At 43.2% G+C, this 15,881-nt stretch carries 17 protein-coding genes; 13 read left to right on the top strand and 4 right to left on the bottom strand.

Annotated elements, in window-relative coordinates; translation table 11 throughout:
• The first annotated feature begins 141 nt into the window (after positions 1 to 141).
• The 10 genes from ccoN (at position 142) to uspE (ending at position 9,143) form a co-directional block, all read left to right on the top strand.
• The gene (gene ccoN, locus R7H07_RS05880) at positions 142 to 1,569 is read left to right on the top strand and encodes a cytochrome-c oxidase, cbb3-type subunit I (RefSeq protein WP_005396488.1); all 1,428 of its coding nucleotides are present in this window, start codon (positions 142 to 144) and stop codon (positions 1,567 to 1,569) included.
• Positions 1,570 to 1,581: 12 nt separating this feature from the next.
• Positions 1,582 to 2,202, top strand: coding sequence for a cytochrome-c oxidase, cbb3-type subunit II (ccoO, locus tag R7H07_RS05875; protein WP_005377475.1), 621 nt, complete (start codon positions 1,582 to 1,584; stop codon positions 2,200 to 2,202).
• 9 nt (positions 2,203 to 2,211) lie between these two features.
• A complete protein-coding gene (locus R7H07_RS05870; RefSeq protein WP_005377485.1) occupies positions 2,212 to 2,385 on the top strand; it encodes a cbb3-type cytochrome oxidase subunit 3 in 174 nt (57 codons plus the stop codon).
• On the top strand, positions 2,385 to 3,359 hold the full coding sequence (gene ccoP, locus R7H07_RS05865) for a cytochrome-c oxidase, cbb3-type subunit III (protein ID WP_005377487.1): 975 nt from the start codon (positions 2,385 to 2,387) through the stop codon (positions 3,357 to 3,359). Before R7H07_RS05870 ends, ccoP begins: the two co-directional genes overlap by 1 nt.
• 105 nt (positions 3,360 to 3,464) lie before the next feature.
• Positions 3,465 to 3,941, top strand: a complete 477-nt coding sequence (locus tag R7H07_RS05860) for a FixH family protein (RefSeq protein ID WP_005377489.1) — start codon at positions 3,465 to 3,467, stop codon at positions 3,939 to 3,941.
• Between the two features lie 4 nt (positions 3,942 to 3,945).
• The gene (locus R7H07_RS05855; protein WP_206959232.1) at positions 3,946 to 6,309 is read left to right on the top strand and encodes a heavy metal translocating P-type ATPase; all 2,364 of its coding nucleotides are present in this window, start codon (positions 3,946 to 3,948) and stop codon (positions 6,307 to 6,309) included.
• A 15-nt stretch (positions 6,310 to 6,324) separates the two neighbouring features.
• Positions 6,325 to 6,489, top strand: a complete 165-nt coding sequence (gene ccoS, locus R7H07_RS05850; protein ID WP_005377493.1) for a cbb3-type cytochrome oxidase assembly protein CcoS — start codon at positions 6,325 to 6,327, stop codon at positions 6,487 to 6,489.
• Positions 6,490 to 6,497: 8 nt separating this feature from the next.
• Complete coding sequence (locus R7H07_RS05845; RefSeq protein ID WP_017634899.1) at positions 6,498 to 7,178, top strand: sulfite exporter TauE/SafE family protein; 681 nt, start codon at positions 6,498 to 6,500, stop codon at positions 7,176 to 7,178.
• Between the two features lie 90 nt (positions 7,179 to 7,268).
• Entirely contained in the window at positions 7,269 to 8,015 is a 747-nt protein-coding gene (locus R7H07_RS05840) for an FNR family transcription factor (protein ID WP_005377497.1), read from the top strand.
• 180 nt (positions 8,016 to 8,195) lie between these two features.
• A complete protein-coding gene (uspE, locus tag R7H07_RS05835; protein WP_054576884.1) occupies positions 8,196 to 9,143 on the top strand; it encodes a universal stress protein UspE in 948 nt (315 codons plus the stop codon).
• A 140-nt stretch (positions 9,144 to 9,283) separates the two neighbouring features.
• On the opposite strand, the gene ttcA is transcribed toward uspE, so the two are convergent.
• The 4 genes from ttcA to R7H07_RS05815 all read right to left on the bottom strand — a co-directional run bounded on the left by ttcA (position 9,284) and on the right by R7H07_RS05815 (position 12,678).
• Entirely contained in the window at positions 9,284 to 10,177 is an 894-nt protein-coding gene (gene ttcA / locus R7H07_RS05830) for a tRNA 2-thiocytidine(32) synthetase TtcA (protein WP_005377502.1), read from the bottom strand.
• Between the two features lie 198 nt (positions 10,178 to 10,375).
• The gene (locus R7H07_RS05825; protein ID WP_042522976.1) at positions 10,376 to 11,038 is read right to left on the bottom strand and encodes a DUF2987 domain-containing protein; all 663 of its coding nucleotides are present in this window, start codon (positions 11,036 to 11,038) and stop codon (positions 10,376 to 10,378) included.
• A gap of 13 nt (positions 11,039 to 11,051) precedes the next feature.
• Positions 11,052 to 11,888 carry a glucosaminidase domain-containing protein gene (locus R7H07_RS05820; RefSeq protein WP_017634900.1) on the bottom strand — a complete coding sequence of 279 codons (837 nt, stop codon included), beginning with the start codon at positions 11,886 to 11,888 and terminating at the stop codon, positions 11,052 to 11,054.
• On the bottom strand, positions 11,881 to 12,678 hold the full coding sequence (locus R7H07_RS05815) for a hypothetical protein (protein WP_005377508.1): 798 nt from the start codon (positions 12,676 to 12,678) through the stop codon (positions 11,881 to 11,883). The genes R7H07_RS05820 and R7H07_RS05815 overlap by 8 nt, the downstream gene beginning before the upstream one ends.
• Positions 12,679 to 13,078: 400 nt before the next feature.
• Between R7H07_RS05815 and potA the strand changes: the two genes are divergently transcribed.
• From potA to potC, 3 genes are read left to right on the top strand one after another with little or no spacing between them, the layout of a single operon-like run.
• Positions 13,079 to 14,194 (top strand): spermidine/putrescine ABC transporter ATP-binding protein PotA, encoded by a 1,116-nt coding sequence (gene potA, locus R7H07_RS05810; protein WP_017634901.1) that lies wholly within the window; start codon positions 13,079 to 13,081, stop codon positions 14,192 to 14,194.
• The gene (potB, locus tag R7H07_RS05805) at positions 14,175 to 15,035 is read left to right on the top strand and encodes a spermidine/putrescine ABC transporter permease PotB (RefSeq protein ID WP_005377512.1); all 861 of its coding nucleotides are present in this window, start codon (positions 14,175 to 14,177) and stop codon (positions 15,033 to 15,035) included. Before potA ends, potB begins: the two co-directional genes overlap by 20 nt.
• Positions 15,035 to 15,805, top strand: a complete 771-nt coding sequence (gene potC / locus R7H07_RS05800) for a spermidine/putrescine ABC transporter permease PotC (protein WP_005389180.1) — start codon at positions 15,035 to 15,037, stop codon at positions 15,803 to 15,805. Before potB ends, potC begins: the two co-directional genes overlap by 1 nt.
• Positions 15,806 to 15,881 lie beyond the last annotated feature (76 nt).

The raw sequence follows: 15,881 nt of genomic DNA, 5'->3' as shown, positions 1-15,881 counted from the left end.
GAAAATGCCACTTTTTATTAAAGTCAGCAATGGAAATAAGGTGATGATAACACTTGAATTCTAGAGTTTACTTGGGTGGTGTTACGACGCAAGTCGTGTTGGAAGTAAAAGTGTAGTTAATTAGAAATTGGAAGCATGCAAATGAGCCAAGTAAAGCAGCTTGAACAAAACTACAACTATACAGTCGTTCGCCAATTTACCCTTGTGACCATTTTATGGGGCATAGTTGGTATGGCTGTTGGTGTTTTGATTGCCGCTCAATTAGTTTGGCCACAGCTAAACTTTGATACGCCGTGGTTGACGTACAGTCGCTTACGTCCACTGCATACTAATGCGGTAATTTTTGCGTTTGGTACCAGTGCTCTGTTCGCAACGTCTTATTATGTTGTACAGCGCACATGTCAAACACGTCTTTTTGGTGGCCCACTCGTTGCCTTCACCTTTTGGGGTTGGCAAGCAATCATCCTGGCAGCAGCCATTACTTTGCCTCTCGGTTTAACATCGGGTAAAGAGTATGCTGAGCTAGAATGGCCTATTGATATCGCAATTGCGCTAGTATGGGTATCATATGCGGTGGTGTTCTTCGGCACACTAGTGAAGCGAAACACGTCACATATTTATGTGGCAAACTGGTTCTTCGGGGCCTTTATTATCACAGTAGCAGTACTTCACATCGTGAACAGCATGGCTATTCCTGTGTCACTTGGTAAATCTTACTCGATTTACTCGGGCGCAGTGGATGCGATGGTTCAGTGGTGGTATGGACACAATGCGGTAGGTTTCCTACTGACCGCCGGTTTCCTAGGTATGATGTACTACTTCGTTCCTAAACAAGCTGAACGTCCTGTTTATTCTTACCGTCTATCTATCGTTCACTTCTGGGCACTTATTTCTCTATATATTTGGGCAGGCCCTCACCACCTTCATTATACAGCGCTACCAGACTGGACTCAGTCTCTAGGTATGGTTATGTCGCTGGTTCTATTTGCTCCTTCTTGGGGTGGTATGATCAACGGTATTATGACGTTATCTGGTGCATGGCATAAGCTTCGTTATGACCCTATCCTACGTTTCCTAATCGTTTCACTGTCGTTCTACGGTATGTCTACCTTTGAAGGCCCGATGATGTCGATTAAGACGGTTAACGCACTTTCTCACTACACCGACTGGACCATTGGTCACGTTCACTCTGGTGCGTTAGGTTGGGTTGCGATGGTTTCTATCGGCTCTGTATATCACTTGGTACCTCGCCTATTTGGCCAAGAGCGTATGTACTCTGTTGGTCTAGTTAATGTGCATTTCTGGCTAGCAACAATCGGTACCGTTCTTTACATCGTTGCGATGTGGATCTCTGGTGTAATGCAAGGTCTTATGTGGCGCGCGGTTAACTCTGACGGTACGCTAACTTACAGCTTTGTTGAGTCTGTAGAAGCGTCTTATCCGTTCTACTTTGTACGTTTCCTAGGCGGATTTATCTTCCTATCTGGTATGTTCCTAATGGCATACAACACGTACAAAACGGTAAGTGCACCTAAAGAAAGCCTAAAAGCTATCCCACATCCGGCATAAGGAGATTTAAGAATGAGTAATAATTCTAATAATCGCCATGAAATCTTAGAACGTAATGTCGGTTTGTTGGCTATTTTTATCGTGTTTGCTATCAGTTGGGGTGCTCTTGTAGAGATCACGCCTCTGATTTTCCAAAAGCAAACGACTGAACCTGTAGAAAATCTGCGCGCTTACACTCCTTTGGAGATGGAAGGCCGTGATATCTACATCCGTGAAGGTTGTAACGTCTGTCACAGCCAGATGGTTCGTCCTTTCCGCTCAGAGACTGAACGTTACGGTCACTACTCTGTTGCTGGTGAGAGTGTTTGGGAACACCCATTCCTTTGGGGCTCTAAGCGTACAGGCCCGGATTTAGCTCGTGTTGGTGGTCGTTATTCTGACGAATGGCACCGTGTTCACCTGTTAGATCCTCGTGAGCTTGTACCTGAGTCAAACATGCCAGGTTTCCCGTGGCTAGCTGAAAACGTTTTAGACGGTAAGCTAACTCAGAAGAAACTTGAGCTATTTCGTGATCAGTTCGGCGTTCCATACACTGATGAAGAGATCGCGAATTCGGCTAAAGAAGTAGAAGGTAAAACAGAGATGGATGCAATCATCGCTTACCTTCAGTCTCTTGGTCATGCAATGAAGTAAGGGGATCATATGGATTTCGGTACAATTCATAGTATTTATACCGTTGTACTCTTCGCTAGTTTTATTGGCATCGTATGGTGGGCATTTAGTAAAAAGCGTAAAGCACGCTTTGAAGAAGATGCCAACTTGGTGTTTGCTGACGAAGAACAAAAGACCCCTAATAACCAAGGAGTGAAGAAGTAATGACTACATTCTGGAGTCTCTGGATTATCGTGATTACTGTCGGTACGCTAGTAGGCTGTGCGATTCTCCTGACTTGGTGCGCTAAAGATAAAATGGGCGTCGAGGAAGGGGAAGACATGGGCCACGAGTACGATGGTATTCGCGAGCTAAACAACCCTCTACCAAAGTGGTGGACTTACCTGTTTGTAAGCACATTTGTGTTCGCAGCAGTTTACCTTGCCCTATTCCCAGGTCTAGGTAGCTTCAAGGGCTTTTTAAACTGGCAGAGTTCGGCTCAAACCGTTCGCTCACTAGAAGAGTCAAAAGAAGCCATCGCTGCAGCACAAGAGAACAAGCAACTAAACCAATATGCAAAAGAACTGGATGATGCCGACGCTTACTTCGGCGAAGCATTCCGTAAACTTGCGCACAATGACAGTGGTCTACGCCCAATTCCTGAAATTGCGCAAGATCCTGAAGCATTAAAAGTTGGTCAGCGTTTGTTTTTGCAAAACTGTTCTCAATGCCATGGCTCTGATGCACGTGGTCAGAAAGGCTTCCCTAACCTGACTGATGATGCATGGCTATATGGTGGCGAGCCAGCAGCGATCGTTACAACCATCATGCACGGCCGTATTGGTCAAATGCCAGCATGGAAAGATGCCCTTGGTGAGCAAGGTGTTCAAGAAGTTGTAAGTTACACACTTAGTTTATCTGGTCGTAAAGTAAATGCTCGTGAAGCCGCGGCAGGTAAAGCACGCTTCGTAGTGTGTGCAGCTTGTCATGGTACCGATGGTAAGGGTAACCCTGCAGTCGGTGCGCCTGACCTTACAGACCAAGACTGGTTATTTGGTGACTCTCGTGCAGCTGTAACAGAAACCGTAATGAACGGACGCTCAGGCGTAATGCCTGCGTGGAAAGACATTTTGGGTGAAGATAAAGTTCAGCTCGTTGCCTCATATGTCTGGAGTTTAAGTAACTCAGAGAGTAAGTAACTGAGATATTACGTAACATAGCAATAACAGCCCCTTTCATAGGGGCTGTCTTTCCTTTAAATTTAACGCCTTACATTTTTTCATTTAGCTGTTGAGAACTTTTTTATGGTAAAGCCTTGGTATAAACAATTTTGGCCGTGGTTCCTAATCATCCTTCCTCTTACTGTCGTAGTTTGGACTGTGATTACTGTGGTCGTTTTCTCGAACAACTCTGTTTCTTTAGTCGCCGAGGATTACTATAAAAAAGGCAAAGGCATTAATATCGACATTAGTAAAATGAATGTCGCTCGTGACCTAGGTCTTAACGCTGAGATTTCCTCTGAAAATAACAATGTTGTGATTGTTTTCGCTAAAGGGAAGCTACCTCATTACCCTGCTCTAACGGCCACTTTCACTCATCGTACTCTTCCTGATCGTGACTTCACAAAGCTTGTAACAGCGGATGCATCTGGTAATTACCGACTAAAAGCTGAGGAATCTATTCAAGGACCATGGTTTGTTGAACTACAACCACACGACAAGCAATGGATGATCCAAGGTAAAGTTGAGTTTCCTGCCTCTTCAACACCGTTAATGAAGTAAGCATATGTGTAAATCCTGTTATCACTGCGGTGAAGATGTACCAGCCAACACGGATTTCAAAGTAGAAATATTGGGTGAAATTCGCGACATGTGTTGTCCGGGCTGCGAAACTGTGGCGCAGACTATTGTAGATAGTGGTCTTGTATCATATTACCAATACCGCACTGCGCCTGCAGAAAAGGCAGACCTAGTACCAGAGCAACTCCAAGCTTTAATTCATTATGACAATGCGGATGTACAATCTGAATTCGTACGAAATCGCGAAAATGTTTCTGAAGTAACCCTTTCTTTGGAAGGCGTTTCATGTGCCGCTTGTGCGTGGTTAATCGAAAAGCAAGTTTCTAATACGGCCGGGTTGGTATCTATCCGTGTTAATACAACCACCAATCGAGCGTTACTAGCCTGGGATAAAACTCAGGTACGGTTAAGCGAGCTCCTTTCCGTTATTCATAAACTTGGTTACAAAGCTGCACCTTTTGAAGCAGATAAGCAAGAAGCCTCTTACCATCGAATGATGAAGCAATATCTATATCGACTAGGTATTGCAGGTTTAGCAACCATGCAGGTCATGATGCTCGCCGTTGCACTGTATCTCGAAGTCTTTGGTGATTTAGAGCCAGAGTTTAAAAGTTACTTTCGTTGGGTAAGTTTGATTTTTGCTACTCCTGTTTTGCTTTATTCCGCTCTTCCATTTTACTTAAACGCATGGCGTAGTATCAAAGGTCGAACCCTTGGTATGGATGTCCCGGTTTCTATCGCGTTGATCTTTGCCTATGTTGCAAGTTTAGTTGCAACAGTAACTGAACAAGGCGAAGTCTTCTTTGAATCTATCTCGATGTTTACCTTCTTTTTGTTAGTAGGTCGATTCTTAGAGATGCGCGCTCGTCGCAAAGCTGCTGCAGCGAGTGGTAACCTTCTTAAGTTGATTCCTGCAATTGCTACAACGCTGGACGGTGATCAGATCCCCGTGAAGACGCTAAAAGTTGGCGATCGTATTCGCGTTCTACCTGGTGAACATATCCCCGCTGACGGTAAAGTTATTTCAGGCCGTATTCATATTGATGAATCCATGTTAACGGGTGAGTCAGTGCACGTTGTGAAACGAGAAGGCTATGTCGTCTATGCGGGAACACTAAACGGAGACGAATCATTTGAACTTGAGGTAGTAAGCTCAAAGGCCGATTCAATGATTTCTAACATCGTGCGTTTACAAGATGAAGCTCAACACTCCAAACCTAAAATTGCGGAAATTGCAGACATTGTCGCCCGTTACTTTGTTGGTGTGATTCTTATTATCTCTGCTGGTACTTGGTTTTACTGGCATCAAACAAAACCAGATGATGCGTTTTGGATCATGCTGTCTGTGTTAGTCGCTACATGCCCATGTGCGCTATCTCTGGCTACTCCGACCGCTCTCACTTGTGCTACCTCTAGAATGGGTAATTTTGGCATTTTGCTTCGTAAAGGCCATGTGTTTGAGACACTATGTAAGATCAACCACTTAGTTGTAGATAAAACAGGCACTCTAACGAAAGGTGATATTGAGATCTGTGAAACAAAGGTACTTAGTGATCTCCCACAGAAAGATTGTCTATCACTAGCTGCAGCTTTAGAGGCTCATGCAAACCACCCTATCGCTCGTTCTTTTGCAACTTACACCAATGATGACTTTATCGTGTCTGACGTGCAAAACGTGATTGGTTCAGGGATTGAGGGTATGTGGAATGGCAAAATCGTTAAGATAGGTAGTGCTGCTTTTGTTCAAGGCAAAGAAAGTGGTGAAAGCCAGGCGGTCTATCTGTCGGTTGATGGCAAGCATGTCGCTAGCTTTTACTACCGCGACCCTATCCGAAAAGAAAGCAAAGCCTTTATTCAACGTTTTGCTGACGCTGGAATTAAGACAACCCTGCTAACTGGTGATTCTCTCTCAAACGCCCAACCAGTGGCGAATGAAATTGGTATCGATCACATCGTCGCGTCAGCAAAGCCAGAAGATAAGCTTGCATACCTTAAGAGCTTGGACGAAAACAGTATCACTATGATGGTTGGTGATGGAATCAATGACGCGCCGACTCTCGCCGGAGCTCACCTTTCTGTCGCAATGGGCGGTGGTACAGATGTCGCTAAAGCTTCTGCAGATATGACGTTACTTGGGGATAATCTCGAAAAGCTACTAGAAGCACGTTTGCTTGCACTGCGTACAAGAAAGATTATTCGAGAAAACTTGGCTTGGTCTTTGGGTTACAACCTGTTAATTTTGCCTTTGGCGGTCGCAGGTTTAGTGGCTCCCTACATTGCAGTAGTTGGCATGTCTGCAAGCTCAATTATCGTTGTATCTAACTCTTTGCGCCTGCTCAAAGAGAAATAAGTAGAGAAAGCAAACATGGAAAGTCTTTATATATTGATTCCCATCGCTATCGTTCTCGTTTGTGTTGCTGTCGCCGTTTTTCTTTGGGCAGTAAGAAGCGATCAGTTTGAAGATCTTGAACGGCAAGGGCACAACATTCTTCTCGACGAAGAAGACCAATCTAATAGTGATAAAAAGTAGCGACCTTTATGACTCCTGATTTTATCGGTGCGTTGATGATCGGCTTAGTAGGAGCCGGTCATTGTATGGGTATGTGTGGTGGTATCGCGTCTCTGCTTACCATGGGCTCTTCTGCTAAAAATAAAACTACCCCTCTTATCCCCCTCTTCTACAACCTCGGACGATTGATCAGTTATACCTTAATAGGAGCATTAGTCGGTGGTGCTATATCAGGTTTATCTGAACTTAGTGGGTTAACGCACTCTCTTGCTTGGTTAAGGCTGATTGCGGCCTTATTCATGATTCTGGTCGCGCTGTATATTGCTAAATGGTGGCAAGGCTTACTTTTAATAGAAAAGCTAGGGCAGTATATCTGGCGCTTTATCTCGCCGGCAGGGAAGAATCTGTTGCCACTAAAGCATCCTCTTCACGCGTTGCCATTTGGCTTTATTTGGGGTTGGTTACCATGTGGCTTAGTTTATTCAGCGCTTACTTGGTCGGCGGTTTCTGGTAGTGCGATGAACGGCGGCCTAATTATGCTTGCGTTTGGGCTCGGAACACTACCTGCAATGCTTATTATTGGATACGGTGCCAATCATTTTCAGAAATTACAAAAATCATTAATATTTAGAAATATTTCAGCATTAATCCTTATTGGCTATGGTACGTATACCGCTGTAGGAGCCTTAGCGTTACTCGGTTTCATATAACGTTAAACTCTATTGAGGTGACATTTTTGCTACCCTTTAAGATTAAGCGATGCTAAAATATTGATGTATATCAAATAGTGAAAGGTTGTTATGATTTCTGAAAAACCTGCAACAAAGCGTATCCAATCAGGCGGTTGCGCCATTCATTGCCAAGATTGTAGCATTAGTCAACTGTGTATCCCGTTCACTCTAAATGAGGCAGAACTTGACCAGCTTGACCAAATCATCGAACGTAAGAAGCCTATTCAAAAAGGACAAGAGCTTTTTAAGGCCGGTGATGAGCTAAAATCGCTATACGCTATCCGCTCTGGTACCATCAAGAGCTATACGATCACAGAGCAAGGTGATGAGCAAATCACAGCGTTTCACTTAGCTGGAGACTTAGTCGGTTTCGATGCTATCACTGGTGACTCCCACCCTAGCTTTGCTCAAGCACTCGAAACGTCAATGGTATGTGAAATCCCATACGAAATTTTAGACGATCTATCGGGTAAAATGCCTAAGCTTCGCCAGCAAATCATGCGTTTGATGAGTAACGAAATTAAAGGTGATCAGGAAATGATTTTGCTTCTTTCTAAAAAGAACGCAGAAGAGCGACTAGCTGCTTTCCTTTACAACCTATCAACGCGTTTTTCTCAGCGTGGCTTCAGCCCTAGAGAGTTTCGTTTAACTATGACTCGTGGTGATATTGGCAACTACCTTGGTCTTACAGTCGAAACGATCAGTCGTTTGTTAGGTCGTTTCCAGAAATCTGAGATCCTAAGCGTAAAAGGTAAATATATCACTATCTTAGACCACGATGCATTGATGGAACTTGCTGGTGTAACTAAAGAATAATACACCCTAATTATTGATGTAGCTCGAAAATGAGCTACATCATATTTCTCATAAATTCCTTTCGAAAGTCCTCAAAAAGTTCTCCAAACTAAGCTACAGTAAAAATGTACGGTGAGTACTCCAAAATACTGATTTAATTTACATTCAGTATCTGGTTTTGCAATAGAAGTGGGCTTAGTTATGAGTATATACAGTAAGATCCTTGTTGTAGCTGACATCAATAATGATGAGCAGCCCGCACTTGCAAGAGCTGTTCAATTAGCTCAGAAAAGTGTATCTAGAAGCCGAATCACTTTCTTTTTATCCATTTACGATTTCTCGTATGACATGACGTCAATGCTATCAGTGGATGAAAGAGATGCTATGCGTCGAGGTGTCATTCATCAGCGTGAGCAGTGGATGCGTAAAATTGCTCAACCATACCTAAACGATGGCTTCGACTTTGATGTTTGTGTTGTCTGGCACAACCGCCCTTATGAGGCGATTATTGCTGAAGTCTATGCAGGCAATCATGACCTAGTCATCAAAGGCACACGTAAGCATGATGTTTTAGAGTCTGTCATTTTCACACCGACAGATTGGCACTTGTTGCGAAAATGCCCTATTCCAGTGCTTCTTATTAAGAATGCTGCTTGGCCGGAACAAGCAAGTATCCTTGCCTCAGTACATGTGGGCTCAGAAAACCCGACTCATATTGATCTCAACGATACGATGGTCGAGCGATTAAAAGAAATCACCACTCGGCTTGAGGCCAAGCCATATCTTGTTAACGCCTACCCCGTTACACCGGCGAATATTACGATTGAACTTCCTGAATTTGACCCAACGACTTATACCGATGCAGTGCGAGGTCATCATTTAACGGCTATGAAAGCACTACGCCAAAAACATGGTCTTGATGAAGAACAAACGATAGTTGAGCAAGGTTTACCTGAAGATGTCATTCCGGCAGCTGCAGAGCGCTTGAACGCAGCAATGGTTATTTTAGGTACCACAGGGCGAACAGGGCTTTCGGCTGTCTTTATTGGTAATACAGCGGAGCACGTAATTGATAAAATAAATTGCGACGTGTTGGCTCTAAAACCAAAAGGCTATATTAGCCCTCTCGACCCACATACAGCAACCTAATCTCTCCTTAGTATCGCTATGTATTGAGCGCTTTCAAATAAGCGCTAATAAATCCCCCCAATACAGGGGGATTTTTGTTTGGGAACAGTTAAAGCGTTGGGTACAAAAAAGGAGGTCTAATTGACCTCCTTTTTTACGAGTTAGATGTTCGTAACATCGATGAACATCGATTCATCAATATTCGTCGAAGAAACGACAGCCTCATTAAATTCATACTCTTCGCGGTTACCTTCACGATCTAGCGGTAAGTTAACAAAGTCGAACAATTCGCGGTCTGCTAGTTGGCTTGGGCTTACGTTTTGAATTGATTTAAAAATTGCCTCCACACGCCCTGGCGTCTTCTTATCCCATTCAATCAACATTGCTTTTATAGATTGACGCTGAAGGTTCTCTTGAGAGCCACAAAGGTTACACGGAATTATTGGGAAATCCTTGTGCTCAGCGTATTTGATCAAATCTTTTTCACGACAGTAAGTCAATGGACGAATGACCACGTTACGACCATCATCAGAGCGTAGCTTTGGTGGCATCGCTTTAAGGCGAGAGCCGTGGAACATATTCAAGAACATTGTTTCGACGATGTCATCCATGTGATGACCTAGCGCAAGCTTAGTTGCACCAATCTTCTCTGCAAATGAATACAGCGTACCACGTCGCAGGCGTGAACACAGACCACAAGTGGTTTTGCCTTCTGGTACCTTCTCTTTTACGACGGAATACGTGTCCTTATCGACGATATAGTAAGGGATGTTCAGTGTTTCGAAATACTCTGGCAGAATGTGCTCAGGGAAGCCCGGTTGTTTTTGGTCTAGGTTTACCGCAACCACTTCAAATTTGATCGGTGCGGCTTTTTGAAGATTCAGCAGGATATCAAGCATCGCGAATGAATCTTTACCACCGCTAATACATGCCATTACAACATCGCCTTCTTCGATCATGTTGTAATCAGTAATGGCATTTCCAACATGTCTTCTTAGGCGTTTCTGAAGCTTGTTGAATTCTAGGGTTTCTTTTCTTGTATCTATTTGGTTCATTGCGGGCTCTCACATCGCCGATAAATCGACTAGGACTTCCTAACATGGGTTTCTTTGGGGCGTGGATTATACGAGCTTTTTACGCAGGATTAAATGTTTGTCTTATTGAGTCTTTAAGAAAAGAGTGTGAAAGATACTTTAGTTACGGTCAAAATTAAAAAAGAGCTGCGATTGCAGCCCTTTCTAAACGTTCAGTGTTCATTTCTTTGCGTTAGGTAGATAAGGTAACACTCGCATCGTCGGTTCTGGTAGTGTCATTGTGCCACCTTGCCCTATTTCACTTAGTGCGACTTGTATCTTGCCATTGACAATTGGCTTTTCGGTTCCGTTTGAGAAAATCACTTTATCATTCAGTTGATTTGCAAACTCCATCGTCACACCTTGAACTTCCGGTGTAAACCAACCCGCAAACATACCGCCTAAATCTTCCAGCATCGTCTGCATTTGAGGTAGAAGAGGCTTAAGTTGCTCGTAAGAAACGTTACCCTGTAATGGTTCTTTGGTCATCACGACAAGTGAGTAATCGCAACGTGTATCTTTTGGGGTATCGATAAAAACCAACGGATTCGCTGACTTTAAGTTTTTATCAACAGGTAAAGGCAACTCTTGTGAAGCAGGGATAACAAACTCTTCATAGTGCTCTTCTTTTTCCATCCAAGCTTTTTCTATCGTACAAATTTGTTTAGTTTTTGCGTCCACAAAAAAGACACCAACTTTCACATCGTCATGCCCTTCTTTATTGTTGTTTTTTAGTTGAGTGTATAACTTTGAGTACGTGAACATGTACTCTTGAGCTTGGGTTATCGGCGATACAAGAATTAGCGCCGCACTTCCCAATAGACTTAGGCTTAACTTTTTCATTTTATCCGTTATTTTATTGCGTCCAGTAGGCGTTGTTATGACGAATCATAGCGCGAAGATCGTGTACATAGGCGATGCCACGTTCAGAATAGGCTAGCAACCCATGCGTTAACTCTGACGCGGTTGCAACCGTTAACAAGCCCTTGTTCTTTTCAGCCAGAGATGTTCTGATTTCACGCAGGTCTGCATACGCTGGGTTTCGATTAACATTCATAAAGTAGCCATGAACAGACTGTTGTACAGAATCGAATTTTTCAACTTCATGAACTTTGTTAGCGCCACGTTGCGCTGGAACAATTCCACAGCCCTTTTTATAACACCATTGGCCGAACAAGTTGTTTGCTTGAGTAGCAAAACGAGAAGTGCCCCACGCAGATTCATTTGCCGCTTGAGTTAGAACCAAGGCTTCAGGTAAGACGTTCACTCGCACAAGCATCTCGTCTAGCCATGCTTGATCAATCTTATCGTTACTCAAGGGCAACGAATACAGAGATGATAACCGCTGAGCATACTCTTGTTGTTCTTGCGTCACTTGTCCCACCTTTAAAGAGGTAAGAAAGGCACGCTCATGACGAATTCGTTGATTCTCAAGAGCAATTTTAGGCCTTAAAAAATCAAAAAAAGCAGCTTTTTTCTCTTTCGTATCTTTTATTGAATTGAAGTCTGGGATATCACCGATGTATGGCAAGTGTGATAAATCGACATGCTTAATCTTGCCAGAGAGTACGTCAGGATTTTCCACATATTTAAACTGTTTCTCGTAGTGTAAATATGGGCCTATAGAAATAAAAGTGGCGGCTATACAGGTTGCCGCCACTCGTAAACTTATTGATTTCAAAGAATTAGGCATCAAACACCTGTGAGTTACCATCGTGATCATTATCGTTTTTCTGTGTTGTAACGATCTTAAGCTTAATTCCAAACATTTCGCGGTAGAGTATGCCTTTCAAATGGAAGAAGAATGGCAGCACAAAAATCAAGCCAATACCGTAGAACATTGCTGCAATAATAAACATTAACATCACGCCTAAGTAAAGCCCCGCGACCACAAAAATCTTCTTGTTGATTGCGCGAAGTGATAACAGCAACGCTTGCATTGGTGGCACCCTTTTCTCACAAATCAACAAAATAGAGTGACTAAATGCCAAGGAAAGATACAGCGACAGTAAAGGAAAAATCATACCAACCACACCTTGTAGCATTAAGCTCATGAGCGTTGCTAGAATAACAGGAATGGTGAACTGCAACCCCTTTCCAACATGGCGCAACTTAGTCTTCAGGCCGGCGACATGGCTCATAGCCATCAAGCTGATCCCCGCATAAATTGGTGCGCTAATCACCTCATAACTGAAATTCGCGACATAAATAGAAGACACAATATCGTTTGTGAACGACTCTGGGTTCTCAAACGCATCAAGAATAACGGTCAAATCGCCCAACTGCAGTTTTAATGCAATATAGAAAATACCTAACTGGACAAAAAGCAATACAATAATGGCAGGAGAAAATGATAAAAAGTGCTGGATGGTTGCTCGCCAAGCTTCGTTAAAAACCGCGCCAGCTTTAAGCTCGTAGTTGCCAGACAAAGCTCGCTCTACACTCCCCCCAAGATTGAAATCTTTCTCAAAATCGTCGTTCATAGTTTATCCAAGACTAACTTGTAAAATTTTGACTGGAATTCCAGTCAATTAATGTAATCGTCATTATAAAGAAATCTTTCCACATCTAACATCACAACTCACCTACAATCCTTGCAATCTCAACTGTATGGTTGATAATTGACCACTTTCAAGGTCATGAAATTGAAACAATTGTTGAACAAAGTTTAGTGCTATCAAACTGTGTCTAGATGCCAATTAATCTCATAAAAACAGTATGGTAAGGAATGATGGCTTTTTCCTGCAAAATTATTTCTGTTTCAAGATAAGAAAATGCTTTAATTTCACACTTTTGGTGATTATGATGCGCGCCTCAAAAGTGAATGGTTAGTGTCACATCAGCTGGGATAATCCCGGCTTGAACGTGGGGGAAATACAGACGTTGAACGCAAAACCGCAAGCAGGAAAGCCAGTTATTCGTTTATCTGGTATTAGTAAAAGTTTCGATGGTAAGGAAATCATCGGTAATTTAAATCTGGATGTTAATCATGGTGAATTTCTGACGATTCTCGGGCCTTCTGGTTGTGGTAAGACAACAGTTTTACGCATGATTGCAGGTTTTGAAACGGCAGATAACGGTCAAATTATTTTGGATGACCAGGATGTAACACAGGTTCCTGCAGAGCAAAGGCACGTCAACACGGTATTTCAAAGTTACGCATTGTTTCCACACATGACCGTATATGAGAATGTCGCTTTTGGCCTTCGTATGCAGAAAACGCCTACTGCGGACATTGAACCACGAGTAATGGAAGCGCTACGCATGGTGCGCCTAGAAAAAATGGCACAGCGTAAGCCTCATCAGCTTTCTGGTGGTCAGCAACAACGTATCGCCATTGCGCGTGCGGTTGTTAACAAACCAAAAGTACTGCTGCTAGATGAATCTCTATCGGCACTTGATTACAAACTGCGTAAGCAAATGCAAATCGAGCTTAAACAGCTTCAGCGTCAACTTGGTATTACCTTTATCTTCGTTACGCACGATCAGGAAGAAGCCCTATCGATGTCTGACCGCATTATTGTAATGCGCGATGGTGTTATCGAGCAGGATGGTTCTCCACGTGAGATTTACGAAGAGCCGAAGAACCTATTTGTTGCTCGCTTTATCGGTGAGATCAACGTATTCAACGCAACCATGCTAGAGCGTATCGACGAGAAACGTATCCGTGCAGAAATCGAAGGTGTCGAATCTGTTGTTTACTACGATCAGGAAGCGCAAGCAGGTGAAAAACTGCAAGTACTACTTCGCCCAGAAGACTTACGTATCGAAGAGATCAAAGAGTCTGAAGAAAAAGGCATCGTAGGTCACGTAACAGAGCGTACCTATAAAGGTATGACGCTTGATTCAGTTATCCAATTGGATTCGGGCATGCGTGTAATGGTTAGCGAATTCTTTAACGAAGATGATCCTGATGTGGACCACTCACTTGGCCAGAAAGTCGCTATCACTTGGGTTGAGAGCTGGGAGGTAGTCCTCAATGATAAGCAAGAAGATTAATCTTCAAAACGCGATCATTACCTTAATCGTCGGTTGGTTAACACTTTTCGTGTTGGTACCAAATGTGATGATTATCGGTACGAGTTTCTTAACGCGTGATGAAGCAAACTTAATCGAAATGACATTTACTTTCGACAACTACTTACGTCTACTCGACCCCTTGTATGCGAAAGTGCTGATGCACTCGTTCTACATGGCGATCGTGGCGACGTTGTTGTGTTTAGTAATTGGTTACCCATTTGCTTACATCATAGCGAAAATGCCAGAGAAATGGCGCCCATTCATGTTGTTCTTAGTTATCGTACCTTTTTGGACAAACTCTCTTATCCGTACTTACGGCCTGAAGATTGTTCTGGGTACACAAGGTATTTTGAACAAATCATTAATGGCGATGGAAATCATCGATAAGCCATTACGTATTATGTACACCGAAACAGCAGTAATGATTGGTCTTGTGTACATCCTGCTTCCATTTATGATTCTGCCGCTTTACTCGGCAATCGAGAAGTTGGACAACACTTATATCGAGGCGGCGAAAGATCTTGGTGCGAACAAGTTCCAAACCATTACGAAAGTGATTCTACCTCTGACAATGCCTGGCATTATCGGTGGTTGTTTGTTGGTTCTGCTACCAGCACTAGGTATGTTCTACATCTCTGACCTTCTTGGTGGTGCGAAGAACCTACTGATTGGTAACGTTATTAAGAGCCAAGTATTGAACGCTCGTGACTGGCCATTTGGTGCTGCGACCAGTATCGCCCTCACCTTCGCAATGGCTGTGATGCTTTACGCTTACTACAGAGCAGGCAAACTATTGAATAAGAAAGTGGAGCTAGACTAATGGGACGCACAGTTAGATTTAGCTTTATGGCGCTGGTGTATGCATTTTTGTATCTGCCAATCATCGTCTTAATTGTTAACTCATTTAATGCCAACAAATTTGGTATGAAATGGGGTGGTTTCACCACGAAATGGTACGAAACCTTAGTAAATAACGACAGCCTAATGCAAGCTGCATGGCATTCATTGAACGTAGCGGTATTCTCAGCGACAGCAGCAACCATCATTGGTAGCTTAACGGCCGTTGCCCTATTCCGTTACTCGTTCAAAGGTAAAGGTGCGGTAAACGGCATGCTGTTTGTCGTGATGATGTCTCCCGATATTGTAATGGCGATTTCATTACTTGCTCTGTTCCTAGTATTAGGCGCACAGCTTGGCTTCTTTACACTATTGATTGCTCACATCACCTTTTGTCTACCATTCGTTGTGGTAACTGTATACAGCCGCTTAAATGGCTTTGATGTGAAAATGTTGGAAGCAGCAAAAGACCTTGGTGCAAGCGAGTGGGTTATCTTGAAACAGATCATCCTTCCTCTCGCTAAACCAGCGGTTGCCGCAGGTTGGTTATTGAGCTTTACCCTGTCTTTGGACGATGTGATCATCAGCTCGTTTGTAACGGGTCCAACATACGAAATCTTGCCATTGAAGATTTACTCCATGGTTAAGGTGGGCATTTCACCGGAAGTGAACGCCCTAGCAACGGTGATGTTGATTGTTTCTTTGGTCTTGGTAGTAATTTCTCAGTTGCTAGCAAGAGAAAAAGTGAAGTAGAATCCGCACCTGTTAACATCACGAAACAGAATGGTTACATGCCATTCTGTTTTTCTATCTATCGTCCAAAATTGGA

The organism is Vibrio sp. Vb1127 (assembly GCF_033338735.1).
GTDB classification, from domain to species: domain Bacteria; phylum Pseudomonadota; class Gammaproteobacteria; order Enterobacterales; family Vibrionaceae; genus Vibrio; species Vibrio alginolyticus.
Note: the sequence above shows the minus strand (reverse complement) of the source record. Positions and strands in the feature narration are given on the sequence as shown.